We start from the raw sequence: 26,157 nt of genomic DNA, 5'->3' as shown, positions 1-26,157 counted from the left end.
CCGCTCGGGTCCGTGCGAGGCACCGGACGGACGACATGGCGGGTTGGCGGCGGCTTTTCGCGCTCCGGGCTGGCAAGCCCGGCTTCTTTTTTTCTTGCCGCTCGGGCATTTTCGGGTTCGGTATTTCGGGGCCATCCGGCACTTCGCGAAAAAAAGGACGGGCCGCAAGGTCGCCAATTGCCGTCGGATAAGGGCGGTTTTCCTTCCCGCATTCGACGGACGGCCGCCGGCGCAGCGGCCTTGCGCGGCCTTTTTTCCCGGCCGGATGCGGATTCGCCGCTTTCCCGAATCGCGTCACCCGCAACCTGCGGGCGCTGTCGGAAAAAACTTTTGCGTCGCCAACGGCTTCTGACAAACTTTATAAAACGCCGCACCTATAATGAGAGGCACACTCTTTAAAAAACGAGGTGCTATGCATGATTAAACCATCCGTCATACCGTTCGTGCCACGTCAGCAGCAAGAAACCGGTTCCCAAAACAAGAAAAAGGAGAGGCGATGGAAATTCAATCTGCAAAAAAAATCGGCGTCCCCGCGTTCCGGGGACAAAGCCGCCTGGCAAGCGTTCGTTCAGCGCTATCAATGGATCGCGCTTGTAGCCCTTATCGGTTTTTTGCTCGGACGGGCCGTCATGCTGGAAGGGCTTGCGCCATTTGCCGCCGCTTTTTTCGCCGTCGTGCTTTATACGCGCCGGGAGCTTTCGGTTTGGGCGGCCGCGGGGGTGATCGCGGGAAGTTTCTGGGCGGTTTCGTCCGCGCCGGCTGTCATTATCGCGGAGATCGGCATCATCTATTTGCTTGTCCGGGCGTTGGAAGCTTACGAGAGGGCGGATCTGTCGCATGCGCCCGTCGTGGTGTTTACTTCTACGCTACTGGTCCGCCTCTTCGTAACGGTGATGACGGAGACGACCGCGAACTGGCTGCCTTACGTGCTGACGGCAGTGGAAGCGGGACTTTCGTTCGTGCTGACGCTGTTGTTTTTGCACGCCTTGCCCGTTCTGTCCCGTTCGGCGCGAAGGACGAGGCTTCGGCCCGAGGAATGGGTCGGGCTGATGATCTTGGCGGCGTCGGTCCTGACGGGCGTCGTCGGTTGGTCCGTTTACGGCATATCGCTGGAGATGGCGCTGTCGCGATATGCGGTCGTGCTGGTCGCGCTCGCGGCCGGGCCGCTGCTGGGCGCATCCGCAGGCGTCGTGGCCGGGATCATTTTGAGTCTTTCGAATTTGGACGCCGCTGCGCAAATCGGCATACTCGCCTTCGGAGGGCTGATGGCCGGGCTGATACGCCAAGGCGGCAAACCTGCCGCCGCGTTTGGTCTGCTGCTGGGCACTTCGATGCTGTCGTTGTATGAAGGACAGGCGCAAGCGGCCATGTCGTCGGTATGGGCTTCCGTCGCCGCCGCGCTGCTGCTGTTTGCGACGCCCCGGAAGTGGAGCGAATCTATAGCAAGATATGTTCCGGGGACCCCGGATTATGCCCAAAACCAGCAGGATTACGCAAAAAAGGTCCGGGATTTGACGGCGGAACGGGTGGAGCGGTTCTCGGAAGTGTTCCGCCAGCTTGCGGGCAGCTTCCGGCAGATCACGTATGCCGGGGAAACGAAGAGCCACGAGCGCGATTTCGAGCATTTTATCAATACGGTTCACGAGACGAACTGCCAGAGCTGCCACAAGCGGGGACTGTGCTGGGACGGGCAGTTTTTCCAGACATACAAGCTGCTCACGGATATGATGAGCGCAGTCGAAGCCGATCCGGACCTGCCTTCGTCGCATCTTCCGAAGCCATGGACGAGGCATTGCGTCAAGACGCCGCAGGTGCTGGAGGTGCTCAAACGGCAGTACGACCTGTACCGGCACGATCAGCATTGGCGGCGGCAAGTGCAGGACAGCCGGTTGCTGGTCGCCGAGCAGTTGTCCGGCGTATCCCAGGTCATGGACGACCTGGTCAAGGAAATCCGAAGGGAGGCCAAGGAGCTCGGCCGCCAGGAGGAGCAAATCCGCGAGGCGCTGGAAGGGCTGGGACTGGCCATTCAGCGCATCGATATTATCAGTCTGGAGGAGGGACAAGTCGAGATCGAGATGGTTCATGCGTTTCGCCCCGGGTATGACGAGTGCCGGAAAGTGATCGCTCCGCTTCTTAGCGATATTCTGGGAGAAAGCATCTCGGTGCGAAGCGAGCGGGTCTCCGAATCGGGAGGGCGGTGGACGACCGTGACGTTCGGCTCCGCCAAGGCTTTCGAAGTGCTGACCGGAGTGGCGGCGGCGGCCAAAGACGGCGACCTGCTGTCCGGGGACAGCTTCAGCATGACCGAGCTTGGCAGCGGCAAGTTCGCGGTATCCATCAGCGACGGAATGGGAAACGGGGCGAGGGCCCGGCTGGAGAGCAGCGCGGCGCTGTCGATGCTGGAGCAGCTGTTGCAATCGGGCATCAACGAGCGGGTGGCGGTCAAGTCGGTCAATTCGATCCTGCTGCTCAGGTCGCCCGAAGAGATGTTCGCCACGGTCGATCTCGCGCTGATCGATTTGTATACCGCTCAAGCCACGCTGCTCAAGATCGGGTCCACCCCGAGCTTCATCAAGCGCGGACGCGAAGTGATTCCGATTGCCGCCAACAATTTGCCGATCGGGATTTTGCAGGATATCGAAATCGACGTTCTGCAGGTCGATCTGCAGCCCGGAGATACGCTGATCATGATGACGGACGGGGTCATCGACGCTCCCGATCATGCGGTCAATAAGGAGCTGTGGATGAAGCGGGTGCTGCAGGAAATCGGCAGCGACGATCCCCAGGAACTGGCCGACGCGCTCCTTCACACGGCATTGCGCCAGTTTCCGGGGGGACGGGTTCGGGACGACATGACGGTCGTCGTGACGAAGATCGTCCGCCGCGAGCCGGAATGGGCGGCGTTCCGCTGGCCGGGGCTGGATCGGCTGGAGCGTTCGCGAACGGTGAGCTGAGCGGAGCGACGCGCATCAAGACGCGATTCGCAAGACGGCGCATAAGGCGGATCCGCCGGCCGCAACGCCCGCCTGGGCTTGATGATATAGATCCATTCGATGACGCGGAGGTGAGCGCAACAACGGTGATTCGCGATTCGCAAGACGGCGCGGCATGACGCGGCTTCGGCCGGCCTGCGCAACCGGTTTGCTTTGCCTTTATTAAGGAAGCGGGTTTTCGCCTGACGCGCATAGCGCCTGCAGGGCCGAGGCTTCATTTGCCGCGGACTGCCTGGACGATTCCGGCCGGAGCGCGCAGGCGGAAGCGCCGTATCCGAGCAGAACTCGTCACCTTTCGTTTGAAGTCCGGTTTCGGCCTCGATTCCCTCTTCCGTTTCCGACAGGGCGGACAATAAGCGGACATAACGCTCCGGGGCCATAGCGCCCATACGTCGGTCCTTACCCGCGCAAACCGGAAAGACGGGGAGCGAGGCCATGCGCCGGACGGTCGACCGTTCCCGCCCGGAGGCAAAAGCCGAACCGTTCCGGAACGCCGAACCGGCCCTGAAGAAGCCCGGCTGAACGCAGCCGGGTTACGCGGAAGGGACGAAGCCGCTCCTCGTCCGTTTCCCGCTTTGGGCCCGCTCTTCCCTCTCCGCTCACTCCCCTTTGCCATCCCCTCGAATCCACCTGGCCTAATAACGCGTTGGCCGTTTTGCCGCCAATCCCCAAGGCAAACGGCCAACGGAGCGGATTCCTGCTCATTCGCGCCCGCACGCGGATGGGCTTTTTGTTCTGCTCCCGTAAGGCCGTCCGACCGGCTCGATTGCCGGACCGTTCCCGCAAAGGCCCTTGCCCCAGGCTCCCCAAGACCCATCTCCTCGGACTTGCCCCTTTCCGTTCCGCCTTCGGCCGCGTTTGAAGCCGGGGTTAAACCTAGCAATTGTTGGCCACAATGTTGATAGAGCCAAGAGAAGAGGAGTGATAGGTTTGAAGCAGATCTTGCTGATTACCGACGGCGGTTCCAACGTGGGGGAAAGCCCGGTCGTGGCGGCAGCTCAAGCTTACGCCGAAGGCATCGTCGTCAATGTTGCGGGCGTCGTGGATGACGGCGCCATCGGCGAGCAGGGGGCGACCGAAATCGCGGAGATCGCGCGGGCCGGAGGCGGCATGAGCCGCATCGTAACGTCGCGGCAACTGTCCGGAACGGTGCAGATGATGACGCGCAAAACGGTAGCGGCCACCGTTCAGCAGGCCGTCAACCACGAGCTGCGGCAATTGTTCGGCGTGGAGTCGGTGGCGGAGCTGCCGCCCGCCAAAAGGGCGGAAGTCGTGCGCGTCATGGAGGATATCGGAGAAACGGCCGAACTGCGTGTCGCCCTTCTGGTCGACGCCAGCGCGAGCATGAGGTCGAAGCTGCCCTCGGTGGAGGAGGCGATCCGCGATCTCGCTTTGAGCCTTAAGGCGCGAGAAGGCGAGAGCATGGTGGCGGTGTTCCATTTTCCCGGCGATGCGACGGACGAGCCTTGCGTTATGGACAGCGATTGGACCCACGGGACGGATCGCCTCCGCATGCTGACCGGCAAGCTGAAAATGCGCGGAACGACGCCGACGGGACCGGCTTTGCTCCATGTGTTGGAGTTTTTCCGGGAGACTTGTGGTAATATCATGATAGAACCTGTACAAACACCCTCGCCTATAAAGCGGGACGATAGCGTTGAGGTGCGGAGTGACTACGTCGTCTGAATCCCGTTTGCCGCCGGGAACGGTATTGCGCGGGAAATGGAATGGCAAAAGCTACACCCTGCGGCGTTTGCTTGGCGTCGGCTCGAACGGACAGGTGTATCTCGCTGCGTCGGGAAGATCGATATGCGCCGTCAAGATCGGCCAGGATCCTGCGGAATTGCAGGCCGAAGCGAACGTCCTCGCCTCGCTCGACAAGCGGGAGCGGGGACGCTCGCCTTTCTTGCTCGATGTGGACGACGCCGTGGCCGGCGAACGGGTGCTTCCTTTTTACGCGATGCAGTATGTTCCGGGTATGCCCGTTAAGACGTACATACGCCGATACGGGGAGGAATGGGTCGGCGTCATCGGCTACCGGCTGCTGAAGCGGCTTTCCGAGCTGCACGCGGCAGGTTGGGTTTTCGGCGATTTGAAGAGCGACAACATTCTGGTCGGCCAATACGGCCGGGTCAGCTTGGTCGATTACGGCGGCACGACGGCGATGGGCCGCGGCGTCCGGCAGTTTACCGAGCTGTACGACCGCGGCTTCTGGTCGGCGGGCAGCCGGACGGCCGAGCCGTCTTACGATTGGTTCGCCGTCGCCATGCTCTGGATTCACGTCCTGGACGGCAAGCGCCTTGTACAGTTGAGCCGGACGCTGCTGCCGCAAAACCGGCACCCGCGCGAGCTGATGACGCTCGTCCGCACGAACCGGCTGCTGAAGCCGCTCGAGTCGTGGCTGGAGCGGGCTTTGGCGGGAGGATTCCGGGATACGGAGGAGGCCTGCGAGGCTTGGCGGCTGCTTCAGCAGCCGCAGCAGCGCCAGGCCGGCAACAAATCCGGCGTGCCTGGCTGGATGGCCGGCCTGTTCGCGGTCTCGCTCATTCTATTCGTATCCGTAACGGCATACTGGCTGCTTCGGTAGGCTGGCCTTCACGGCCCATCAATAAGAAGAAAGACGAAAAGCGCCTGCGGACGGGGGGAGAGACAATGGACGATCTTTTGCTCCGGGTCATGGAAGAGACCTCCGAAGAAATCTGGCGAGCCCCAGGCCAAACGGTCGTAGCGGCCGTTTCCGGCGGGCCCGACTCCATGGCGTTGCTTCATATGCTCAAGACGATGGCGGAAACCGACGGCTTCCGCGTCGTGGCCGCGCATGTAAACCACCGGTTTCGCGGGGAGGAGTCGGACGCCGAGGAAGAGCTGGTCAAGCAAGTCGCCCGAAGCTGGCAAGTGGCCTGCGAGACGGCGGCGATCGACGTTCCCGCTTATATCGCCGCAACGGGTTTGAATCCGCAGTCGGCAGCCCGGGAGAAGCGGTACGCGTTTTTGCGCGAGGTGGCCCGCCGGAACGGGGCGAGCGCGATCGCGCTCGGCCATCATGCGGACGATCAGGCCGAGACCGTGCTGATGCGATTTTTGCGGGGGACCGGCATCGGGGGCATGGCAGGAATTCCCTATCGCCGCCGCGAAAAAGATTTGGAACTCATTCGGCCCTTGCTGCGTATAACCAAACGTGAGCTGCTTGAATATGGTGTGCGAAACGGGGTTCCGCATGCCGTGGACAGCAGCAACGCCAAACGCGACTATTTCCGCAACAAGGTCCGCCTTGATCTTTTGCCGATGCTGGAGCAGTACAACCCGCAGCTTCGCGCGGCGCTTGTTCGGCTGTCGGAGCTGGCGGCGGCGGAGAACGAGTATATGGAAGCCGAAGCCGGCAAGGCGCTCGCGGAATCGGCGGTTCGCAAGGAAGAAGGCTGGCTGATCGACCGGCGGCGTTTTCGCAGCCTTCACGTCGCTTTACAACGCAGAATGATTAAATTAATATTAAGCTGTCTTGAAAACGCGAACGACTTCGGGCAGGTGGAAGTGGTTGCCCAGGCGATCGCTTCGGAACGTACCGCAGGGTATCGCGCCGACATCGGCGGCGGCTGGATCGTCGCATGCGAATACGATGAGGCTTACCTCGGTCCCCAGCCTTCCGTTCGGCCGGGCTTTGCCTATGCCGTATCCGGTCCGGATGCGGACATCGCCGTGCCGGAGGCAAAGGTTGTGTTTCGTTTGCGATCGCTGGACGAAAGCGGCTCCTCGCTTGCGGAAAGCCAAAGGGAGGCTTTTTTCGACTTGGCCGCCTTGCGGTTTCCGCTGACGATTCGCAGCCGCCGGCCCGGTGACCGGCTTGAGCCGCTCGGATTAAAAGGCTCCAAAAAAGTGCAAGATATGTTCGTTGACGCCAAAATTCCGCGTTCCCTCCGGGATGCGGTGCCTTTGCTGGCGGATGCGGACGGCAGGATTTTGTGGATTCCGGGGTTGCGCCGTTCGCGGCACGCCGTTCCGGACGCCGGGACCCGAAAGACGGTTCGGGTTTTCGTCGAAGAGCTCCGGTAGATCGCCAATAAACGGCGACATGAACGGAGTAACGTTATCATACCGTGTATTAAATCGGATCGGGAGGATTTATTTTTGCTGAACGACATTCAAGAAATTTTGTTCACCGAGGAACAGATTCAGGAAAAAGTCAAGGAGTTGGGTGCCGCCGTCAGCCGCGATTACGAAGGGCGCAATCCGCTCGTCATCTGCGTGCTGAAGGGCGCCTTTATTTTTATGGCGGACTTGGCCAAGAACATCACGGTGCCGATCGGGCTGGACTTTATGGCCGTATCTAGCTACGGCAATTCCACCCGTTCGTCGGGGGAAGTCCGGATCGTCAAGGATCTGGACACTTCCGTCGAAGGCCGGGATGTTCTGATCGTGGAAGACATCATCGACAGCGGACTGACCCTAAGCTACATCATGGACGTTCTGGAGCGCCGGAACGCCCTGTCCGTTCGCGTCGTGGCCCTGTTCGACAAGCCGGGACGCCGCACGGTCGATTTGAATGCCGACTACACCGGCTTCGTCATTCCGGACGCCTTCGTGGTCGGGTACGGGCTCGACTATGCGGAGAAATACCGCAATTTGCCCTTTGTAGGCGTGCTGAAACCCGAAGTGTATTCGAGCTAAGGATGCGCTGATGACCGCCTTGAAGAGCAGGCTGATTTTGTTGTGATGCTCAGACAGGCTATGGTAAAATGATGTAAGCGTGTCGAGAGGAGGTCAGGGATGAATCGGATCATCCGGAACACAGGCTTTTATTTGCTTATTTTTTTGGTGACCGTCGGAATCGTTCAGTTTTTTATCAGCAAGAACGAGACGACGGAAGGACTTACGTATAACGAACTTCTGGCCGTCGTGCAGCAGGGAAACGTCAAAGACTTGCAGCTGCAGGCGGATAACGGCACGTATTTGGTTACCGGTCATTACAAGGAAAGACCAGCCGACCGGAAGAGCGATGCCTTCGCTGGCCGGATCATGCTTACCGATAGAGCTGCGGACGAGTTTGCGGCCATGGCTGTCGAGAAAGGCGCCATCGTTCATTTCAAAGAAATGAAGACTCAGAGCTTCTGGCTCACATTCCTGACATCCATCATTCCGTTCGTGATCATGTTCATCCTGTTCTTCTTCCTGATCAATCAGGCGCAGGGCGGCGGCGGCAAGGTCATGAACTTCGGCAAGAGCAAGGCGCGTCTTTATAATGAAGATAAGAAAAGGGTCACCTTCGAGGACGTCGCCGGGGCGGACGAAGAGAAGCAGGAGCTTGTGGAAGTCGTCGAGTTTCTCAAAGACCCGCGCAAATTCGCCGCGCTGGGCGCTCGGATTCCGAAGGGGGTCCTGCTGAACGGGCCGCCAGGCACCGGTAAAACGCTGCTCGCCAGAGCGGTGGCGGGCGAAGCCGGCGTGCCGTTCTTCAGCATTTCCGGTTCGGACTTCGTCGAAATGTTTGTGGGCGTCGGCGCGTCCCGCGTCCGGGATTTGTTCGAGAACGCCAAGAAAAATGCGCCCTGTATCATCTTTATCGACGAAATTGACGCCGTCGGCCGGCAGCGGGGCGCGGGCCTCGGTGGCGGACACGACGAGCGCGAGCAGACGCTGAACCAATTGCTCGTCGAGATGGACGGCTTCGGCGCGAATGAAGGCATTATCATCATCGCGGCGACGAACCGTCCCGACATTCTGGACCCGGCGCTGCTGCGGCCGGGCCGCTTCGACCGTCAGATTACGGTCGACCGTCCGGACGTGAAGGGACGCGAAGCCGTCCTGAAGGTTCACGCCCGCAACAAGCCGCTGAGCAAGGACGTGCGGCTGGACACGATCGCCAAGCGCACGACGGGCTTTACCGGCGCGGATCTGGAGAACCTGCTGAACGAAGCGGCGCTTATCGCCGCACGCAAGAACAAGAAAGAGATCAATATGGCCGAGATCGACGAAGCGATCGACCGCGTCATCGTCGGCACGGAGAAGAAGAGCCGCGTGATCAGCGAGCGCGAGAAGCGGATCGTGGCCTATCACGAATCCGGCCATACGGTGGTCGGCTACTTCCTGGAGCACGCCGACATGGTGCACAAGGTGACGATCATTCCGCGCGGACGCGCGGGCGGCTACGTCATCATGCTGCCGAAGGAAGACCGGATGCTTGTGACGAAGCAGGAGCTTCTGGACAAAGTCACCGGGCTGCTCGCCGGACGTGTGGCCGAAGAGCTGTTTATCGGCGAGATCGGCACCGGCGCTTACAGCGACTTCAAGCAGGCGACCAGCATCGTGCGCAGCATGATTATGGAGTACGGCATGAGCGAAAAGCTCGGGCCGATGCAGTTCGGCCAAAGCCAAGGCCAAGTGTTCCTCGGCCGCGATCTCGGGCACGAACAGAATTATTCCGACAAAATCGCGTACGAGATCGATCAGGAAATGCGGTCGATCATCCAAAGCTGCTACGAACGCGCGAAAAAGCTGCTGACCGAAAAGAGCGAAGAGGTGCACTTGCTCGCGAAGACGCTGCTCGAACAAGAAACGCTCGAGCTGGAGCAAATCAAGAGGCTTCTTGAGAAAGGCGACCTCAACGGATCGTCGGACGGCAGCGGTTCTGCGGAAGGCTCGGCGGAGTCCACGGCCGACCCGAATATCGATACGCTCGGCGGCAATGTCCGCGTCCGCATTCAGACCCGCGAGGGTGAAGCGGCAACGCCGACGCCGCCGGATCAGCGCGTGGACGACAACGGTTCGGACGAACCGAAATCGTAACCCGAATCCCGGACGGAAACCTTCAGTCCCAACGCGAAACTTCGCGGGGGCGGGAGGTTTCTTTTCTTATTATTCATTTTTTTGGACAGCGTCTTTTTCCCAACTTTCATTGACAGCCTTATGCCGCGAGTGTAAATTAGTTGGTGAACCGTTTGTGTCGAACCCGATGAAACGGACGCATTTTGTTCACACTATAGGAAGCTTGACCGATACTTTGTGCTTATATTCACAAATTTAACCAAGGAGAATCCGCCATGGAAGCCTTAGCTCTGGAACGCAGAGCGGAGCAGAACCGCGAGCTTCGCGAACGGCTGCTTCAACTAAAGAAAGAACGCAACGCCATTATTCTCGCTCACTATTATCAGCGGGATGAAATACAGGAAGTCGCAGATTTTCGCGGAGATTCGTTCCTGCTCGCCCAAAAGGCGGCCGAGACGGATGCCGACGTGATCGTATTTTGCGGCGTCCATTTTATGGGAGAGAGCGCGAAGATTCTCGCCCCCAACAAGATCGTGCTTGTTCCAGACGAGCGCGCGGGCTGCCCGATGGCGGACATGGTCAACCCGGCCGGACTTCGGGAGCTGAAAGCCAAGCATCCGAACGCCAAAGTGGTGACCTACATTAACTCATCCGCCGATGTAAAGGCGGAGACGGATATTTGCTGCACATCGTCCAACGCGGTGAAGGTCGTCAACTCCATCGACGCGGAAGAAATCATCTGGTGTCCGGACAAAAATCTGGGCCACTGGGTGCAGCAGCAAACCGGCAAAAAGATGATCATCTGGGAAGGGTATTGCAACACGCATGACATGCTGACGCTCAAGGACGTCGTGGAAATGCGGGCCAAATACCCGAACGCCCAATTCGTCGTGCACCCCGAATGCCGTCCGGAAGTGGTGGCGATGGCCGACTATGTCGGAAGCACGACAGGCATCTTGAAGTACTGCCGGGAATCGGACTGCAAAGAATTCATTGTCGGAACGGAAGACGGGACGGGATATCAGCTTCGCCTTGACAGTCCGGACAAAACGTTCCATTTTGCATCCAAATACCTGGTCTGCCCGAACATGAAGGTCAATAATCTCAAAAAAGTCGTCCGCTGCCTGGAGACGATGCAGCCGCAAATCTACGTCCCCGAAGATGTAGCCGATAAAGCCAGACTGTCGCTCATGCGCATGCTGCAAGTGAAGTAGCATGCGCTACTTTCTTCATGAGGAGTATCCGTTCATGATTCCACGTTATATTGTTGATTTCGACTTGGATGCGCTGCCCGTTTACGAAACCGACGTGATCGTGATCGGCGCGGGCATCGCGGGCCTGTTCGCCGCGCTCGAGGCAAGCCGGCGCAACAAGCGGGTGCTGATGATTACGAAGAAATCGCTCTTCGACAGCAATACGCGGTATGCGCAGGGCGGCATCGCGGCCGTCATCTCCGACGAGGACTCGTTCGAATTCCACCGCCAGGACACGCTGATTGCCGGGGCCGGGCTGTGCGACCCGGAGGCCGTAGACGTTCTCGTGCATGAAGGCCCGCAGGGCGTTCAGGATTTGATTCGCTACGGGACCCAATTCGACGAAGAGAACGGGCTGCTCGCGTTGACGAAGGAAGGCGCGCACAGCCAGCGGCGCATTTTGCACGCCAACGGGGACGCCACCGGATATGAAATCGTGCGCGCGCTTGCGGAGAAGGTGAAGACGGATTCCCGGATCGAAGTATGGGAGGACCACTTCGCGCTCGATCTGTTGACCGAGGATGGGGAATGCCACGGGGCGCTTGTGATGAAGCCGGGCGGCGCGCGCGTTGCCGTCCGCGGTCTGGCGACCGTGCTGTGCACCGGGGGAACGGGCCAACTGTACCGCTACACGACCAATCCCGAAGTGGCGACGGGCGACGGGATCGCGATGGCTTATCGGGCCGGAGCGGTGATCCGGGACATGGAGTTTGTTCAGTTTCATCCGACTTCGCTGTGCTATCCGGGCGCGCCCCGATTCCTCATCTCCGAGGCTGTGCGGGGCGAAGGGGCCGTGCTGCGGAATATCCGGGGCGAACGGTTCATGGAAAAATATCACCCGCAGCTGGAGCTGGCGCCGCGGGACGTGGTGGCCAGGGCGATCGTCAGCGAGATGGAAGCGACCAAATCGACGTACGTGTATATCGATATTACCCATGAATCGCCGGAACGGATCAAACACCGGTTTCCGAATATTTATGAATTTTGCCTCAATTACGGCCTCGATATGACGGCCGACTGGATTCCGGTTGCGCCCGCGGCTCATTATATGATGGGCGGTGTCCGCACCGATCTGAACGGCGAGACGAACATCGCGCGGTTGTTCGCCTGCGGCGAAGTGTCGTCCACCGGCGTTCACGGCGCCAACCGGCTGGCGAGCAATTCGCTTTCGGAGGCGATCGTGTTCGGGCGGCGGATCGCGGAGCGCATCGGGAGTCTGACTCCGCTCGAAGGCAAGCTGAGGACAAGCTGCAAAACGGACCGGACGGCGGGGCCGATGGGAGCGGTCATCGAGCGCCGCTTGAAGCTGCAGAAGGTTATGGTGCGGTACGTCGGGCTAAGGCGCAACGGCGCCGGACTGCAAAAAGGACTCGAGGAATTGAAGCGGCAGGAACCGTTGTTTCAGACGGCGCTGACAAAGCGCGAGGAACTGGAATTCGCCAATCTGCTGACGTGCGCGCTGCTGACGGCCGAGGCGGCGCTTTCCCGCGAGGAGAGCCGCGGGGCGCACTATCGCGAGGATTTCCCCGAACGGGACGATCTTCGCTGGCAGAAACATACGATTTTGCATCGGGAGAGCGGGATCAGCGAGGAGGTTGTCGGGCATGTTTGAGCGCGAAAGCGATTTTCGCGTCGGAGGGCCGGCGGTGGAAGCCATCCGGTCGCAAATTCGCGCCTGGCTGGCCGAAGATATCGGCAGCGGCGATGTGACGACGATGGCGACCGTGCCGGAAGGACATCGTTCAAGCGGCATTATTCATGCGAAGGCAAGCGGAATTGCGGCGGGCATGCCGCTTGCGCGGCTTGTATTCGAAACGGTGGATCCCGGCCTGAAATTCGAAGCGAGAGTAAAAGACGGCACCCGTCTCGAAAAAGGGACGGTTCTTGCCGTTGTGGAAGGCTCCACGCACAGCATCCTGACCGGCGAGCGGCTTGCGCTCAACTTGCTGCAGCGGCTTTCGGGCATCGCAACCCAGACCCGGATTTATGTGGATGCGGCGGAGGGGTACCCGGTGCGGATCGCCGATACCCGCAAGACGACCCCCGGACACCGCACGCTGGAGAAGTACGCGGTACGGGTCGGGGGAGGATACAACCACCGGTACGGCCTTTACGATGCCGTGTTGATCAAGGACAACCATATCAAAGCGGCGGGCGGCATCGCGGAAGCGGTGCGGGCCGCCAAATCGCGCGTGCCGCATACGATGAAGATCGAGGTGGAAGCGGAATCGCTCGCCCAGGCGGAGGAAGCCGTCCGAAGCGGCGCGGACATCGTCATGCTCGACAATATGCCCACCGAACGGCTGCGCGAGGCGGTTGCCCGCGTTCGCGAGCTCGCTCCGCACGTGCTGCTCGAAGCGTCGGGCGGCGTCCGTCCGGAACGCGTCCGGGAGCTGGCCGCCAGCGGCGTGGACATTATTTCGGTCGGCAGCCTGACCCATTCGTTCCAGGCGCTTGACATCAGCCTCGATCTGAACGAGATCAAAGAGGGGGCGAAATCGTGATTCTGGTTGTCGATGTCGGGAATACCAATATCGTGCTTGGACTTTACGATCAAGCGGCGCTCAAGCAGCATTGGCGGCTTAGCACCAACCGTTCGGCGACCGTCGACGAATACGGAATTCAGATCGTCACCCTGTTTCAGTTCGCCGGCGTGAACGTGGAGGATATCGAGGGCGTCATGCTGGCTTGCGTGGTGCCCCCGCTCATGCCGACGCTCGAACGGCTGTTCCGGAAATACGTCGGGCGCGAACCGCTCGTCGTCGGTCCGGGCATGAAAACCGGCCTGAACATCCGCTATGAAAATCCGAAGGAAGTCGGGGCCGACCGGATCGTCAATGCGGTCGCCGGAATCGAGCATTACGGCGCTCCCCTTATCGTCGTCGATTTCGGCACGGCGACGACGTTTGACTACATCGATCCGAGCGGTTCGTATTTGGGAGGCGTCATCCTTCCCGGCATCGGCATTTCCGCGGAAGCTTTGTACCAGCGGGCTTCCAAGCTGCCCCGCGTCGAACTGGTCAAGCCTAAGCGCGTGGTCGGGCGCAACACGGTTGCGGCGATCCAGTCCGGGCTCATCTACGGCTATGCGGGTCAAGTGGACGGCATCGTGAACCGCATCCGCCGAGAGCAGGGCGTCGAAGCCAAGGTGATTGCGACCGGGGGACTGGCCGAACTGATCGCGGGGGAATCGGAAACGATCGAACGGGTCGATCCGATGCTCACGCTGGAAGGGTTAAGAATCATTTACGAACGCAATCAATAAGAAAAGATCGGCAAAGGAGCAAAGAGAGATGAAGGACCAGCTGGTTCGCGGTACGGCCTGGAACGACGGAATCCGTGTGTTCGCCGCGAGGACGACGGCGCTCGTCGGAGAACTCCAGCGCCGTCACAATACGTATCCGGTCGCAACGGCGGCGCTGGGAAGAGCCGCAACCGCTGCGGCGATGATGGGCAACATGCTTAAGGGTCAAGAAAAGCTGACGATTCAAATCAAGGGCGACGGGCCGCTCGGCCAAATCGTGATCGACGCCAACGCCGCAGGCGAAGTCCGGGGATATGTCGACAACCCGCACGTGCATCTGCCCAGCAATGCCCAAGGCAAGCTGGATGTGGCCGGAGCCGTCGGCCGCACAGGCTATTTGTACGTGATCAAAGACTTGGGAATGCGCGAACCTTACAAAGGCAGCGTCCCGCTCATTTCCGGCGAACTTGGTGAAGATTTTACCTATTATTTCGCGCTTTCGGAACAGACGCCGTCCGCGGTCGGGCTGGGCGTCCTCGTGGATACGGACAATTCGGTCGTTCACGCGGGCGGCTTCATCGTGCAGGTGATGCCTGGACTTAAGGAGGAGCAGCTGACGCGTCTGGAAAAGGCGGTGGCGGCCATGCCTCCCGTTACGGCCCTGCTCGATCAAGGCGAAACGCCCGAAGGTATTCTGAAATTTTTGGTCGGCGACGACCTGAGGCTGCTTGATGAAATCGAACCCAAGTTTCAATGCCAATGTTCCGAAGAACGCGTGGAGCGGACGCTCATCAGCATGGGCAAGGAGGAGCTGCGGCGGCTGATCGATGAAGACGGCCATGCCGAGGTTCACTGCCATTTCTGCAATGAGACGTACCGGTTTGACGGTCCTTATCTCGAGGCGTTGTTCGAACGGGCTGCGCAATGAGGGGTTGATCGAGATGAGACGAACGAAGCGGCTCTATTCGCCGGTCGTTCTGCTCGCCCTCATCTGGGTGCTGATGGGAGAAACGGGTTGTACGGCAGGCCAGCCGGGCAACGATACGGTAGCCACCGTGGGGGATGTGAAGATTACACGGCAGGAGCTGGTCGACCAGCTTCTTGCGAACTCCGGCGCGCAGACGTTGAGAACGCTTATGCTGCGGATCGCCGTCGACAAGGAGGCGGCTGCCGCCGGAATTGCCGTTACGGATGAAGAAGTGGAGCAGGAACTTGAACGGTTGAGCGAAGGCTACGGCGGCTTGGAGAACTACTTTTCCGCCATGCGGGAGCAGTTGGGCCTGACCCGGGACGAGGTGCGCAAAGACGCGCTGTACCGGTTGAAACTGGAACGGATCGCCACGATGTCCGTAAACGTGACCGACGAAGAAATCGATCGGTATTTGAAAGAACACGCCGAGGATTTCGGGCCCAAAACCGAGCTTCAACTTTCGCACATTGTAACCGAAAATCGCGACGATGCGGAGAAGGTTTTAAAGAAGCTGGAGGACGGGGGGGACTTCGCGGAGCTAGCCCAAGAATTTTCCGTCGACGGCTGGACGGCGTCCCAGGGAGGCGATCTCGGGTGGATGGAAATAGGCGATCCGTTTGTCGATCAAGCCGTTGTGGACGCCGTCTCGGAACTGGAGGTCGGACAGATCGCCGGACCGATCGAAACGGAAGCCGGTTACGAGATCGTCATGCTCACCGGACGGAAGGACACGCCCGCCATGGGGCGCGAGGCGGCCCGCCAGGAAGCCAGGCGCCGGCTGGCGCTCGACCGGGCGGAGCCGATGGCGGAGCTGGAACAAGCGCTGCTGGACAAGTATGGGGCGGAAATCCGGGATCCCGAACTGAAGCTGTGAAGGCGGGAGTACGGCTTTCGCCTTTCGTTCAGCGAAGCGCGGCAATCGTTATGTAAGTATTGACAATACGAACATTCGTTGATAAGATGAAATCAGAAAATGCCGACTGAAATAGTCGGATTAAGAAGCGGGGCGGCAACCGGTCGTCCGAATACATTGGGAGGGAATGTATCCATGGCAAGGATTGTACAAAGCGTCACCGAATTAATCGGCGACACGCCGCTCGTTCGGTTGAACCGCGTTGTTCCGGAAGGAAGCGCCGAAATCTATGTGAAGCTGGAATACCAAAATCCGGGCTCCAGCGTTAAGGACCGTATCGCTCTGAGCATGATCGAGGAAGCGGAAAAGGAAGGCCGCATTAAGCCCGGCGACACGATCGTCGAGCCGACCAGCGGCAACACGGGAATCGGCCTTGCGCTCGTTGCCGCAGCCAAGGGCTATCGCGTCATTATCGTCATGCCGGAGACGATGAGCTTGGAACGCCGCAATCTGCTTCGCGCTTACGGCGCCGAGCTGGTGCTGACGCCGGGTTCCGAAGGCATGAACGGCGCGGTCAAGAAAGCCGAGGAAATCGCGGCCGAGCATCCGGAATATTTCCTGCCCCAACAATTCAAGAATAAAGCGAACGTGAAAATTCACCGCGAGACGACCGGACCGGAAATCGTGGAGGCGATCAACTCTCTGGACGGCAAGCTGGACGCATTCGTTGCCGGGATCGGTACGGGCGGCACGATTACGGGTGCGGGCGAAGTGCTCAAGGCGAACTTCCCGAACATCAAGATCTATGCGGTCGAACCGGCGGCTTCTCCGCTCTTGTCCGGCGGCAAGCCGGGGCCTCATAAAATCCAAGGCATCGGCGCGAACTTTATTCCGGAAATTCTGAATCGCGATATTTACGATAAAGTCATCACGGTCGAAAACGAAGAAGCGTTCGAGACGGCTCGTACGGTAGCAAAGAAGGAAGGCCTGCTTGTCGGCATTTCTTCCGGGGCTGCGATCCATGCCGCGCTCAAAGTCGCGAAAGAGCTGGGCGAAGGCAAACGCGTCGTCGCGGTTGTTCCGTCCAACGGCGAACGCTATCTGAGCACGCCGCTGTTCAATTTCGAAAACTGATCGTTTTTTCATCCATAGATCGTCCAGAAGCTCTCGCTTGCCGCGAGGGCTTTTTTGGCAATCCGAAATCCGCCTTTGTTCAACGCTTCTTCATCTTGTATAATTATGGGCACCAACAAGTGAGAGCGGAGGACCGGGGTTGATTTCGACAACGTGGGAACAGTGGGCGCAATGGGCGGCTGAGCGGGTTTACAATCGTTTGCCTTACGTTAGAAAATATTCGCTGAAAGCGGGCGAGGACCGGGTTGCGGTCTGGCGCGGCGCTTGGGAGCAGGCGGACGAGCACGCCTTCGTGCTGGAAAGCGGCAAAGGGGGCCGATACACCTACTTGGGCTTGCGCCCGAGCGAAACGATTCGGGGCAAGGACGGGTTCGTCGCCGTTCAGGCGGGAAGGGAACCCGCATCCGAAGCCGAACGGACTGGAGCGCCGCTGCAGGCGCTGCGGGAATGGATGGGGCGTCATCGCGCGCCCAGGCCGGCGGGGGTTCCCCAATTTATCGGCGGCTGTGTCGGTTATTTGAGCTACGATGTGGCCCGTTCTTTAGAAAGATTGCCGGAGACGGCCGCCGACGATCTGATGCTGCCCGATTTTCTCTTCATGCGCATCGATGAGTTGTGGATTATCGACCATCGGGAACCCGCTTTGTTTTGCGCCGTGCATGTTCCGCTTCCGGAAGGGGAAGGCGAAGCCCGGGCGCGCGCGGCATACGAGCGGGCGGCGGCCCGGGCGGACGAAATGAAGCGGCTGTGGGACCGGATCACGGCTGCTGCGAAAGAAGCGGATTCCCGGCGGGAGACGGACGCGCGGAAGGCGGCGATCGCATCCGGCAGTTTGCAGATCGACGTCGAAGCGATTCCCGGACTGGCCACGTCGTTCAACAAAGAAGCCTTCATGGAAGCCGTCCGGCGAATTCAGCGCTATATAGGCCAGGGCGACGTATTCCAGGTCAATTTGTCGCTCCGCCAAAGCCGGCCGATTCGCTCGCGTCCGGAGGAGCTGTACGAATGGCTGCGTCTGTTCAACCCCTCTCCTTATATGGGACTGTTGAAGTTTCCGGATTTTTGCCTTGTCTCCGCTTCTCCGGAGCTGCTCATCCGGCTGGAAGGCGACCGGATCAGCGCAAGACCGATCGCCGGAACGCGCAGGCGGGGCAGGACGGACGAGGAGGACCAAAACCTCGAACAAGAGCTGAAGGCAAGCGAGAAGGAGCGCGCGGAGCATATAATGCTCGTCGATTTGCTGCGCAACGATATCGGCCGCACCGCCGCCTACGGCTCGGTCCATGTGCCGGAGCTGTTGACGGTCGAGCGCTATTCGCATGTGATGCATCTGGTGTCCCAGGTCGAAGGACGGCTGGCTGCGGGCAAGGACGCGTTCGACGTGTTGGCGGGAGTTTTTCCCGGAGGCACGATTACCGGCGCGCCCAAAATCCGGACGATGGAAATCATCGAGGAGCTTGAACCGGTGCGCCGCGGGCCGTATACCGGGTCGTTCGGGTGGATTGACTATGCGGGGAATATGGAATTTAATATTATTATCCGCACGATGGTTGTCAAGGACGGAATATGCCATATCCAGGCGGGAGCCGGCATCGTGATCGATTCCGATCCCGAACGGGAATTTTACGAATGCCTGAACAAGGCCAAAGCGCTTTGGAAAGCGGTGCAGTACGGGGAGGGGGCCTGGGATCGGGCAGACCCTGAAGCCGCAAGCGGGGAACTTGTCTGATTCGAAGGAGGAGCCTCCATGATTTTGGTGATCGACAACTACGATTCGTTTACGTATAATTTGGTGCAATATTTGGGCGAGCTGGGCGAGCAAATCGAAGTCCGTCGGAATGACGAGATCGATCTCGACGGTATCGCGGCCATGAAGCCGGATCATATTTTGATTTCTCCGGGTCCCTGCACGCCGAACGAAGCGGGCATCAGCCTTGCGGTTATCGAGCGCTTCAAAGGGGAAATTCCGATATTGGGCGTCTGTCTCGGCCATCAATCGATCGGCCAAGCGTTCGGCGGCGAAGTCGTAAGGGCGGACAAGCTGATGCACGGCAAAACGTCGGCGATCCGCCATGACGGCAAGACGATCTTTGAAGGCATTCCTTCGCCGTTTACGGCAACGCGTTACCACTCCCTGATCGTCAAACGGGAGACGCTGCCGGATTGCTTTGAAATCAGCGCGGAGACCGAAGACGGCGAGATTATGGGGCTGCGGCACAAGGAGTACGCGATCGAAGGCGTGCAATTCCATCCCGAGTCGATCATGACTGACAGCGGCCTGAAAATGCTGAGCAATTTTCTCGCCTATCGGTCCGGTGTACGCGCATGAAGGTGCTGTTGAACGGACATTTGGTGAACAGCGACGAAGCCGTGATCTCCGTCTACGATCACGGCTTTCTGTATGGGATGGGGCTGTTCGAAACGTTCCGGACGTACGGAGGCAAGCCTTGGCTGCTTGAGCGTCACGCCAAGCGATTAGGCGAAGGGTGCCGCTTGCTGGGCATCGGTTATCGGCCGGAGCCGGACCGAATGGCCGCGGCGGTGGCGCGCCTGCTTGAAGCGAACGGGCTTCGCGACGCCTATGTCCGCTGGTCGGTATCTGCGGGAACGGGGCCGGTCGGCTTGCCGTCGGACGATTACCCGGAGCCGAGCGAAATCGTCTACATGAAGCCGCTGGCTCCGGACGATCCGGCGTCCCGGCCCGGCAAGACGCTGCGGCTGCTTCGCCTGCCCCGCAGCGGGCCCGAAGGCGGCGTCCGGTTAAAATCGTTCCATTATATGAATAATATAGCGGCGAAGCGGGAGCTGTCCGCGTCGGGCGCCGCGCCCGGCACGGAAGGGGTGTTTTTGAACGAATCGGGATATATTTCGGAAGGGATCGTCAGCAACGTGTTTTGGGTACGGGACGGCGTGCTTTACACCCCCGCCCTGCAGGCCGGGCCGCTTGCGGGCGTTACCCGGGATTACGTGATGGAACTGGCGGCGCAGCTCGGGCTTGAGGTGCGGGAAGGCTTGTATCGCTTTGAGCACTTGGCGGCGGCCGAAGAGGCTTTTGTTACCAATTCGATTCAGGAGATTGTGCCGATCGACAAATTGGAGGATGCGGAGGGCCGTCCGGCTTCAAGCGGCGCATGGAAAGCCCGCGGTCCGTGGACGGCCAGATTGATGTCGGCGTACCGGCAGGCCATAGGGAAGGCAGGAGACGAAAATCATGAAACCGACCATATATGTTAGAAAGTATACGTTTAATGACGGGCTGACGCTGGAACTGGGCCAGCGCACGCTGGTGATGGGGATTCTGAACGTGACGCCGGACTCCTTCTCGGACGGCGGCCGTTATTTGAATGTGGAAGATGCGGTCGCAAGGGCGCGCCAGATGGTCGAGGAAGGCGCCGACTTGATCGATATCGGAGGAGAGTCGACCCGGCCGGGACACGCACCGGTGTCGGCCGAGGAGGAGCAAGCCCGCATTTTGCCGGTTATTCGCGCCCTGGCAGGCAGTATCGGCGTTCCGATCAGCGTCGATACGTACAAGGCGGACACGGCGCGCCGGGCGCTGGAGGCGGGTGCGCATATCCTGAACGATATTTGGGGATTGAAGGGAGACCCCAAGATGGCCGCGGTTGCCGCCGAGTTCGGCTGCCCGGTCATTGTGACGCACAACCGCAGTGACACGGATTATGCCGACTTTGTGCCGGATGTGCTTGACGATCTGCGCCAAAGCATCGACCTTGCGCGCGAAGCCGGCGTAAAGGACGACCGGATATGGCTTGATCCGGGCATCGGCTTCGCCAAAAGCTATGAGCAAAACCTGGAATTGATGGGCAGGCTGGACGAACTGACGGCGCTGGGGTATCCGGTTCTGCTGGGCACTTCGCGCAAAACGTTCATCCGCAATACGCTCGGCTTGCCTGCGGACGATGTGGTGGAAGGAACGGGGGCCACGACGGCGCTGGGCATCGCGCAAGGCTGCCAGATCGTGCGCGTGCATGACGTGAAGGCGAACAAGCGCATCGCCCAAATGACCGATGCGATCGTATACCGCCAGGCCGTACGGCGGAAGGAGGCTTGAGACGGATGGATCGCATGGCGCTCAAACGGATGGTGTTCTACGGCTACCACGGGGTTTATCCGGAAGAAAACAAGCTCGGCCAGCAGTTTATCGTCGATCTGGATATGCGGATGGATCTGAGCCGGGCGGCGGCGAGCGACGAAGTGGACGACACCGTCAATTACGCGGACGTTCATTCGCTGGTAAAGGGAATTGTCGAAGGGCCTCCGGTTAAGCTCATCGAGACGCTTGCCGGCAGGATTGCCATTGGTGTGCTCGAAACGTATACTAGTATCCATGAAGTTACCGTCTCGGTAACGAAGCCGCATCCGCCCTTCGATATCAAGTTCGACGGCGTGACGGTCGAACTGCGAAGGCGCCGGGATCGCGATGGCCAAATCGTCCCTGTAGAGGATTGATTATACGTGTATGAAGCTTACGCGGCGTTGGGCGCCAATCTCGGAGACCGGGAGCAGTCGCTGCGCGAGGCGGTCCGCCGTCTGGCGGCGACGTCCGGCATCGAGGTGCGGCGGCATTCCGCGCTTTATGAGACCGACCCGGTCGGATATACGGAACAACCCGCTTTTCTCAACATGGCGGTCGCGCTCGGTACGACGCTTTCCCCCGTCGAGTTGATCCGCGTCATGCTCGGCATCGAGCGGGAAATGGGCAGAGTGCGGGAAATACGGTACGGGCCGAGAACGATCGATCTCGATTTGCTTTTGTACGAAGGGGTAAAGATGAATACGGAAGAGCTTACGCTCCCTCATCCCCGCATGGAGGAACGCGCGTTCGTGCTGGTGCCTTTGCGCGAGGTGTGGGCGGACGGGCCGGAGGCTTTTCCGTGGAATTCGTTTTTGACGGATCGTGTGCTAAAAGAAGCCGGAATCCGGCTGTGGGCGAAATGGTAAGCCCGAAAGGAGTGAAAAGCGATGCTTAAGATCGGAAATATCGAAATGAGCAACAATGTGGTGCTGGCCCCGATGGCCGGCGTCTGCAACCCGGCCTTTCGTCTCATTGCGAAGGAATTCGGGTGCGGGCTCGTCTGCGCGGAAATGGTGAGCGACAAGGCGATTCTGCACGGCAACAAGCGGACAATGGAAATGTTGTACGTGGACGAACGCGAAAAGCCGCTCAGCCTGCAGATCTTCGGCGGAGACAAGGATTCGCTGGTCGAGGCGGCCAAGTTCGTCGACAAGAACACGAATGCCGATATCATCGACATCAATATGGGCTGCCCTGTGCCCAAGGTGACGAAATGCGATGCGGGCGCCCGCTGGCTGCTCGATCCTAATAAAATTTACGAAATGGTATCGGCCGTCGTTGACGCCGTCGACAAGCCGGTTACGGTCAAAATGCGGATCGGCTGGGACGACGAGCATATCTACGCGGTGGAGAACGCGCAGGCGGTCGAGCGTGCAGGCGGCGCGGCCGTCAGCGTGCATGGGCGGACCAGGGAACAATTGTATACCGGCAAAGCGAACTGGGATATTATAAGGGACGTTAAACAGGCGGTATCCATTCCGGTGATCGGCAACGGGGACGTCTTTACCCCCGAAGATGCCGAGCGCATGCTGAAGCATACGGGCGTGGACGGAGTGATGATCGGCCGCGGAGCTTTGGGCAACCCGTGGATGCTGTACCGCACCGTGCATTATTTGACGCGCGGCGAACTGCTCCCGGAGCCGACGCCGAGAGAAAAGATTCGGATTGCCATGCTGCACATGGACCGTCTGGTGAACCTGAAAGGCGAAGGACAGGCCGTTCGCGAAATGCGGAAGCATCTGGCCTGGTATTTGAAGGGGCTGCCCGACGCCGCCCGCGTCAAAAACGAAATTATGGAAATGACGACCCGCGCGGCTGTGGCCGCAAGGCTGGAGGAATACGTCCGGACGATCGAGGAGGAAGCTGCCCGTCCAGCCGGAAGCGAATCCGCCGGCGAGACGCTTGTCCATTAAAATTTAAAAAATAGAAGGGTTTTCCGCTAATTGACATTTCTATGGGGTTGAAATATAATCGTAACCAATATTCTCGCGACCGTCTCTCAGAACGGTTGTCGGAGTTTATGGATGTCATGCAGCAGGTGTCATGTCAGCGATGTTCAGCCATATATTTGAATAGCAACGGACTGTACCAAACCCTTTTACTTAAATGGCAGCAGACCGTTCATGCAGCGCGCATGAAAATTATATCCATATGACAGGAGATCGATGAGATGGCCGAGAAAGAAGTCCTTCTGACCCCGGACGGGTTAAAGAAACTCGAAGAAGAGCTTGAAAACCTCAAATCGGTCAAGCGGCGCGAAGTTGCGGAACGCATTAAAGTCGCGATCGGTTATGGAGATATCAGCGAAAACTCCGAGTACGAGGATGCAAAGAACGAGCAGGCTTTCATCGAAGGGCGTATCATCACCCTGGAGAAGATGCTGCGCAATGCGCGAATCATCAATAACGACGAGATCGACGTCGATACGGTCGGAATCGGTTCCACGGTCGTCGTCGAAGATTTGGAATTCGGGGATACGCTTGAATATACAATCGTAGGTACGGCTGAATCGGACCCGCTGCAAAACAAAATTTCGAATGAAAGTCCTGTCGGCAAGGCGATTCTCGGCAGGAAAAAAGGCGAGACCGTGGAAGTCAATGTTCCGGCGGGCATCATTTCCTACAAAATCGTTGAAATCAAGAAGTGACCATCGGAGCGCAAAACGCAAACGGATGGCGGTCAGCGCGGGCGTCATGTGCGGCCGGTTGGCCGCTTTTTGCCGAAATTTTATAAACGCATGTTAACTTTCTGTGACGGAACCATCATGTTCACAGTCCTTCGGGAAATTGTCTTCATAGTAATGAAGGAATGCCGTTAAACGTCTCGTCCTCCGAAATGCGGGCGAAGACGTTTAATTGCGTAACAGAGGGTTGCAAGGCGCAGGCTGGAGGGAATGAAAAAGCATGAGTGAGGAACATCAGGTAAACGCGGCCGAGCTTAGCGAGATGCTGCAGATTCGGCGCAACAAATTGGACGAGCTGCGGGCGCTCGGTCTCGACCCGTTCGGCGTCAAGTTTGACCGGACGCATCACGCGGGCGATCTGCTCCGCCGTTACGATTCGTTGTCCAACGAAGAGCTGGAGGCGCAGAATATCCAGGTCCGGGTAGCCGGCCGCATTATGACCAAGCGTTCGATGGGCAAGGCTTCCTTTGCCCACATTCAGGATTTGAGCGGCAGAATCCAGATCTACGTGCGGGCGGATTCCGTTCCCGAACATAAGTACAAAGCGTTTAATTTGCTTGATATCGGGGATATTATCGGGGTCAGCGGCATCGTCTTCAAAACCAAAACAGGCGAAACCAGCATTAAAGTAAGCGATCTGGACGTGCTGACGAAGTCGCTGCTTCCGCTGCCGGACAAATTCCACGGCCTTAAAGACATCGAAACGCGCTACCGTCAGCGCTACGTGGACCTGATCGTCAATCCCGAGGTTCAAAAGACGTTTATTACCCGTTCGCGCATTATCCAGTCGATGCGGCGGTACCTGGACAATCTCGGGTATCTGGAAGTGGAGACGCCGACGCTTCACGCGATTGCGGGCGGCGCGGCTGCGCGTCCGTTTATTACGCATCACAATGCGCTCGATATGCAGCTGTATATGCGTATCGCCATCGAGCTTCATTTGAAGCGGCTGATTGTCGGCGGCTTGGAGAAAGTGTACGAAATCGGACGCGTTTACCGCAACGAAGGCATTTCGACGCGCCACAACCCGGAATTTACGATGATCGAATTGTACGAAGCGTATGCGGATTACGAAGACATCATGAATTTGACCGAAAATATGATCGCCCATATCGCCAAGGAAGTGCTTGGGACGACGAAGATCGTCTACCAAGGACAGGAAGTCGACCTGTCGCCGCCGTGGCGCCGGGTTTCGATGGCTGAGTTGGTCAAAGAAGCGGTGGGCATCGACTTTACGGCTCCGATCAGCAACGAGGAAGCGCATCGTCTGGCGAAGGAGCACAAGGTGCAGGTAGAGCCGCACATGACGGTCGGCCATATTTTGAATGCGTTCTTCGAGACGTTCGTGGAGCATACGCTGATTCAGCCTACATTCGTAACCGGCCATCCCGTTGAAATCTCTCCGCTTGCGAAGAAAAACGACAAAGATCCGCGGTTTACCGACCGGTTCGAGCTGTTTATCGTCGCGCGGGAGCATGCCAACGCATTCAGCGAGCTGAACGATCCGATCGACCAGCGCGCGCGGTTCGAAGCCCAGCTTGCCGAAAGGGAGGCGGGCAACGACGAAGCGCACGAGATGGACGAGGATTTCATCCGCGCCCTGGAATACGGGATGCCGCCGACCGGCGGTCTCGGCATCGGCATCGACCGCTTGGTGATGCTGCTTACCGACGCCCCGTCTATCCGTGACGTGTTGCTGTTCCCGCATATGCGCGGAGAATAAGGGTGGCCGGCAGCCCGCTCGCAAGAGCGGGCTTTCTTTCTTTATTATGGCCAATATGAAAGGTAGATCGGGGATGATCATCTGCCCACAAAAAAATTTTAAAAAAGGTATTGCATAGGCGGATAGATCGTGATATATTATTTGAGTCGCCGCTGAACGGCGGCGCGAAAGCGAAGGCCTTCGGGCCAAGCGATTGCTCCTTGAAAACTGAACATCGAGCGTAATTCGAAACACCGTCAAGCAAGAGTTTTCTTGCGAGACAAGCCAGAAGAATTTGGAGCCAAACGGCTCTTCGATAAACCGGTCCGTTGGACCTTTTATGGAGAGTTTGATCCTGGCTCAGGACGAACGCTGGCGGCGTGCCTAATACATGCAAGTCGAGCGGACCTTCGAGGGAGCTTGCTTCCGAGAAGGTTAGCGGCGGACGGGTGAGTAACACGTAGGCAACC

At 59.0% G+C, this 26,157-nt stretch carries 23 protein-coding genes and 1 rRNA gene; 23 read left to right on the top strand and 1 reads right to left on the bottom strand.

Annotated elements, in window-relative coordinates:
* The first annotated feature begins 416 nt into the window (after positions 1–416).
* Positions 417–2,954: a stage II sporulation protein E gene (gene spoIIE / locus F560_RS0112390; protein WP_019006053.1), complete on the top strand. Its 2,538-nt coding sequence runs from the start codon at positions 417–419 to the stop codon at positions 2,952–2,954.
* A 438-nt stretch (positions 2,955–3,392) separates the two neighbouring features.
* Here the strand turns inward: spoIIE and F560_RS25575 are convergent, their stop codons facing one another.
* Positions 3,393–3,596 carry a hypothetical protein gene (locus F560_RS25575; protein WP_156828977.1) on the bottom strand — a complete coding sequence of 68 codons (204 nt, stop codon included), beginning with the start codon at positions 3,594–3,596 and terminating at the stop codon, positions 3,393–3,395.
* 327 nt (positions 3,597–3,923) lie between these two features.
* On the opposite strand from F560_RS25575, the gene F560_RS0112380 reads away from it, so the two are divergent.
* From F560_RS0112380 to F560_RS0112275, 22 genes are all read left to right on the top strand, one after another.
* Positions 3,924–4,679 (top strand): vWA domain-containing protein, encoded by a 756-nt coding sequence (locus F560_RS0112380; RefSeq protein WP_019006051.1) that lies wholly within the window; start codon positions 3,924–3,926, stop codon positions 4,677–4,679.
* Complete coding sequence (locus tag F560_RS0112375; RefSeq protein WP_026298247.1) at positions 4,663–5,580, top strand: serine/threonine protein kinase; 918 nt, start codon at positions 4,663–4,665, stop codon at positions 5,578–5,580. The genes F560_RS0112380 and F560_RS0112375 overlap by 17 nt, the downstream gene beginning before the upstream one ends.
* A 65-nt stretch (positions 5,581–5,645) precedes the next feature.
* A complete protein-coding gene (gene tilS, locus F560_RS0112370) occupies positions 5,646–7,043 on the top strand; it encodes a tRNA lysidine(34) synthetase TilS (RefSeq protein ID WP_019006049.1) in 1,398 nt (465 codons plus the stop codon).
* A gap of 75 nt (positions 7,044–7,118) precedes the next feature.
* Complete coding sequence (gene hpt / locus F560_RS0112365) at positions 7,119–7,658, top strand: hypoxanthine phosphoribosyltransferase (protein ID WP_019006048.1); 540 nt, start codon at positions 7,119–7,121, stop codon at positions 7,656–7,658.
* Between the two features lie 99 nt (positions 7,659–7,757).
* Complete coding sequence (ftsH, locus tag F560_RS23165) at positions 7,758–9,773, top strand: ATP-dependent zinc metalloprotease FtsH (protein WP_019006047.1); 2,016 nt, start codon at positions 7,758–7,760, stop codon at positions 9,771–9,773.
* Positions 9,774–10,027: 254 nt separating this feature from the next.
* Positions 10,028–10,966: a quinolinate synthase NadA gene (gene nadA, locus F560_RS0112355; protein ID WP_019006046.1), complete on the top strand. Its 939-nt coding sequence runs from the start codon at positions 10,028–10,030 to the stop codon at positions 10,964–10,966.
* 34 nt (positions 10,967–11,000) lie between these two features.
* Positions 11,001–12,617 carry an L-aspartate oxidase gene (nadB, locus tag F560_RS0112350; RefSeq protein WP_019006045.1) on the top strand — a complete coding sequence of 539 codons (1,617 nt, stop codon included), beginning with the start codon at positions 11,001–11,003 and terminating at the stop codon, positions 12,615–12,617.
* The gene (gene nadC, locus F560_RS0112345) at positions 12,610–13,509 is read left to right on the top strand and encodes a carboxylating nicotinate-nucleotide diphosphorylase (protein WP_019006044.1); all 900 of its coding nucleotides are present in this window, start codon (positions 12,610–12,612) and stop codon (positions 13,507–13,509) included. Before nadB ends, nadC begins: the two co-directional genes overlap by 8 nt.
* A complete protein-coding gene (locus F560_RS0112340) occupies positions 13,506–14,270 on the top strand; it encodes a type III pantothenate kinase (protein WP_019006043.1) in 765 nt (254 codons plus the stop codon). Before nadC ends, F560_RS0112340 begins: the two co-directional genes overlap by 4 nt.
* A 28-nt stretch (positions 14,271–14,298) precedes the next feature.
* Positions 14,299–15,177, top strand: a complete 879-nt coding sequence (gene hslO / locus F560_RS0112335) for an Hsp33 family molecular chaperone HslO (protein ID WP_019006042.1) — start codon at positions 14,299–14,301, stop codon at positions 15,175–15,177.
* A 13-nt stretch (positions 15,178–15,190) separates the two neighbouring features.
* The gene (locus F560_RS23160) at positions 15,191–16,093 is read left to right on the top strand and encodes a peptidylprolyl isomerase (protein WP_019006041.1); all 903 of its coding nucleotides are present in this window, start codon (positions 15,191–15,193) and stop codon (positions 16,091–16,093) included.
* A 174-nt stretch (positions 16,094–16,267) separates the two neighbouring features.
* A complete protein-coding gene (gene cysK, locus F560_RS0112325; RefSeq protein WP_019006040.1) occupies positions 16,268–17,206 on the top strand; it encodes a cysteine synthase A in 939 nt (312 codons plus the stop codon).
* A gap of 139 nt (positions 17,207–17,345) precedes the next feature.
* Positions 17,346–18,935 (top strand): anthranilate synthase component I family protein, encoded by a 1,590-nt coding sequence (locus tag F560_RS0112320; RefSeq protein ID WP_019006039.1) that lies wholly within the window; start codon positions 17,346–17,348, stop codon positions 18,933–18,935.
* Between the two features lie 18 nt (positions 18,936–18,953).
* Complete coding sequence (pabA, locus tag F560_RS0112315; RefSeq protein WP_019006038.1) at positions 18,954–19,535, top strand: aminodeoxychorismate/anthranilate synthase component II; 582 nt, start codon at positions 18,954–18,956, stop codon at positions 19,533–19,535.
* Complete coding sequence (pabC, locus tag F560_RS0112310) at positions 19,532–20,440, top strand: aminodeoxychorismate lyase (protein ID WP_019006037.1); 909 nt, start codon at positions 19,532–19,534, stop codon at positions 20,438–20,440. The genes pabA and pabC overlap by 4 nt, the downstream gene beginning before the upstream one ends.
* On the top strand, positions 20,418–21,278 hold the full coding sequence (gene folP / locus F560_RS0112305) for a dihydropteroate synthase (RefSeq protein WP_019006036.1): 861 nt from the start codon (positions 20,418–20,420) through the stop codon (positions 21,276–21,278). The genes pabC and folP overlap by 23 nt, the downstream gene beginning before the upstream one ends.
* 5 nt (positions 21,279–21,283) lie before the next feature.
* Entirely contained in the window at positions 21,284–21,676 is a 393-nt protein-coding gene (gene folB / locus F560_RS0112300) for a dihydroneopterin aldolase (protein ID WP_019006035.1), read from the top strand.
* A 6-nt stretch (positions 21,677–21,682) separates the two neighbouring features.
* Entirely contained in the window at positions 21,683–22,168 is a 486-nt protein-coding gene (gene folK, locus F560_RS0112295; protein ID WP_019006034.1) for a 2-amino-4-hydroxy-6-hydroxymethyldihydropteridine diphosphokinase, read from the top strand.
* Positions 22,169–22,189: 21 nt separating this feature from the next.
* Positions 22,190–23,215, top strand: a complete 1,026-nt coding sequence (gene dusB / locus F560_RS0112290) for a tRNA dihydrouridine synthase DusB (protein ID WP_019006033.1) — start codon at positions 22,190–22,192, stop codon at positions 23,213–23,215.
* A 257-nt stretch (positions 23,216–23,472) separates the two neighbouring features.
* Complete coding sequence (gene greA / locus F560_RS0112285) at positions 23,473–23,949, top strand: transcription elongation factor GreA (RefSeq protein ID WP_019006032.1); 477 nt, start codon at positions 23,473–23,475, stop codon at positions 23,947–23,949.
* A 256-nt stretch (positions 23,950–24,205) separates the two neighbouring features.
* Positions 24,206–25,708, top strand: coding sequence for a lysine--tRNA ligase (gene lysS, locus F560_RS0112280; RefSeq protein ID WP_019006031.1), 1,503 nt, complete (start codon positions 24,206–24,208; stop codon positions 25,706–25,708).
* A 316-nt stretch (positions 25,709–26,024) separates the two neighbouring features.
* Positions 26,025–26,157: ribosomal RNA gene (locus F560_RS0112275) — 16S ribosomal RNA — on the top strand; the annotation flags it as partial.

Origin of the sequence: Cohnella laeviribosi DSM 21336 (genome assembly GCF_000378425.1) — a bacterium.
GTDB lineage: Bacteria > Bacillota > Bacilli > Paenibacillales > Paenibacillaceae > Cohnella > Cohnella laeviribosi.
Note: the sequence above shows the minus strand (reverse complement) of the source record. Positions and strands in the feature narration are given on the sequence as shown.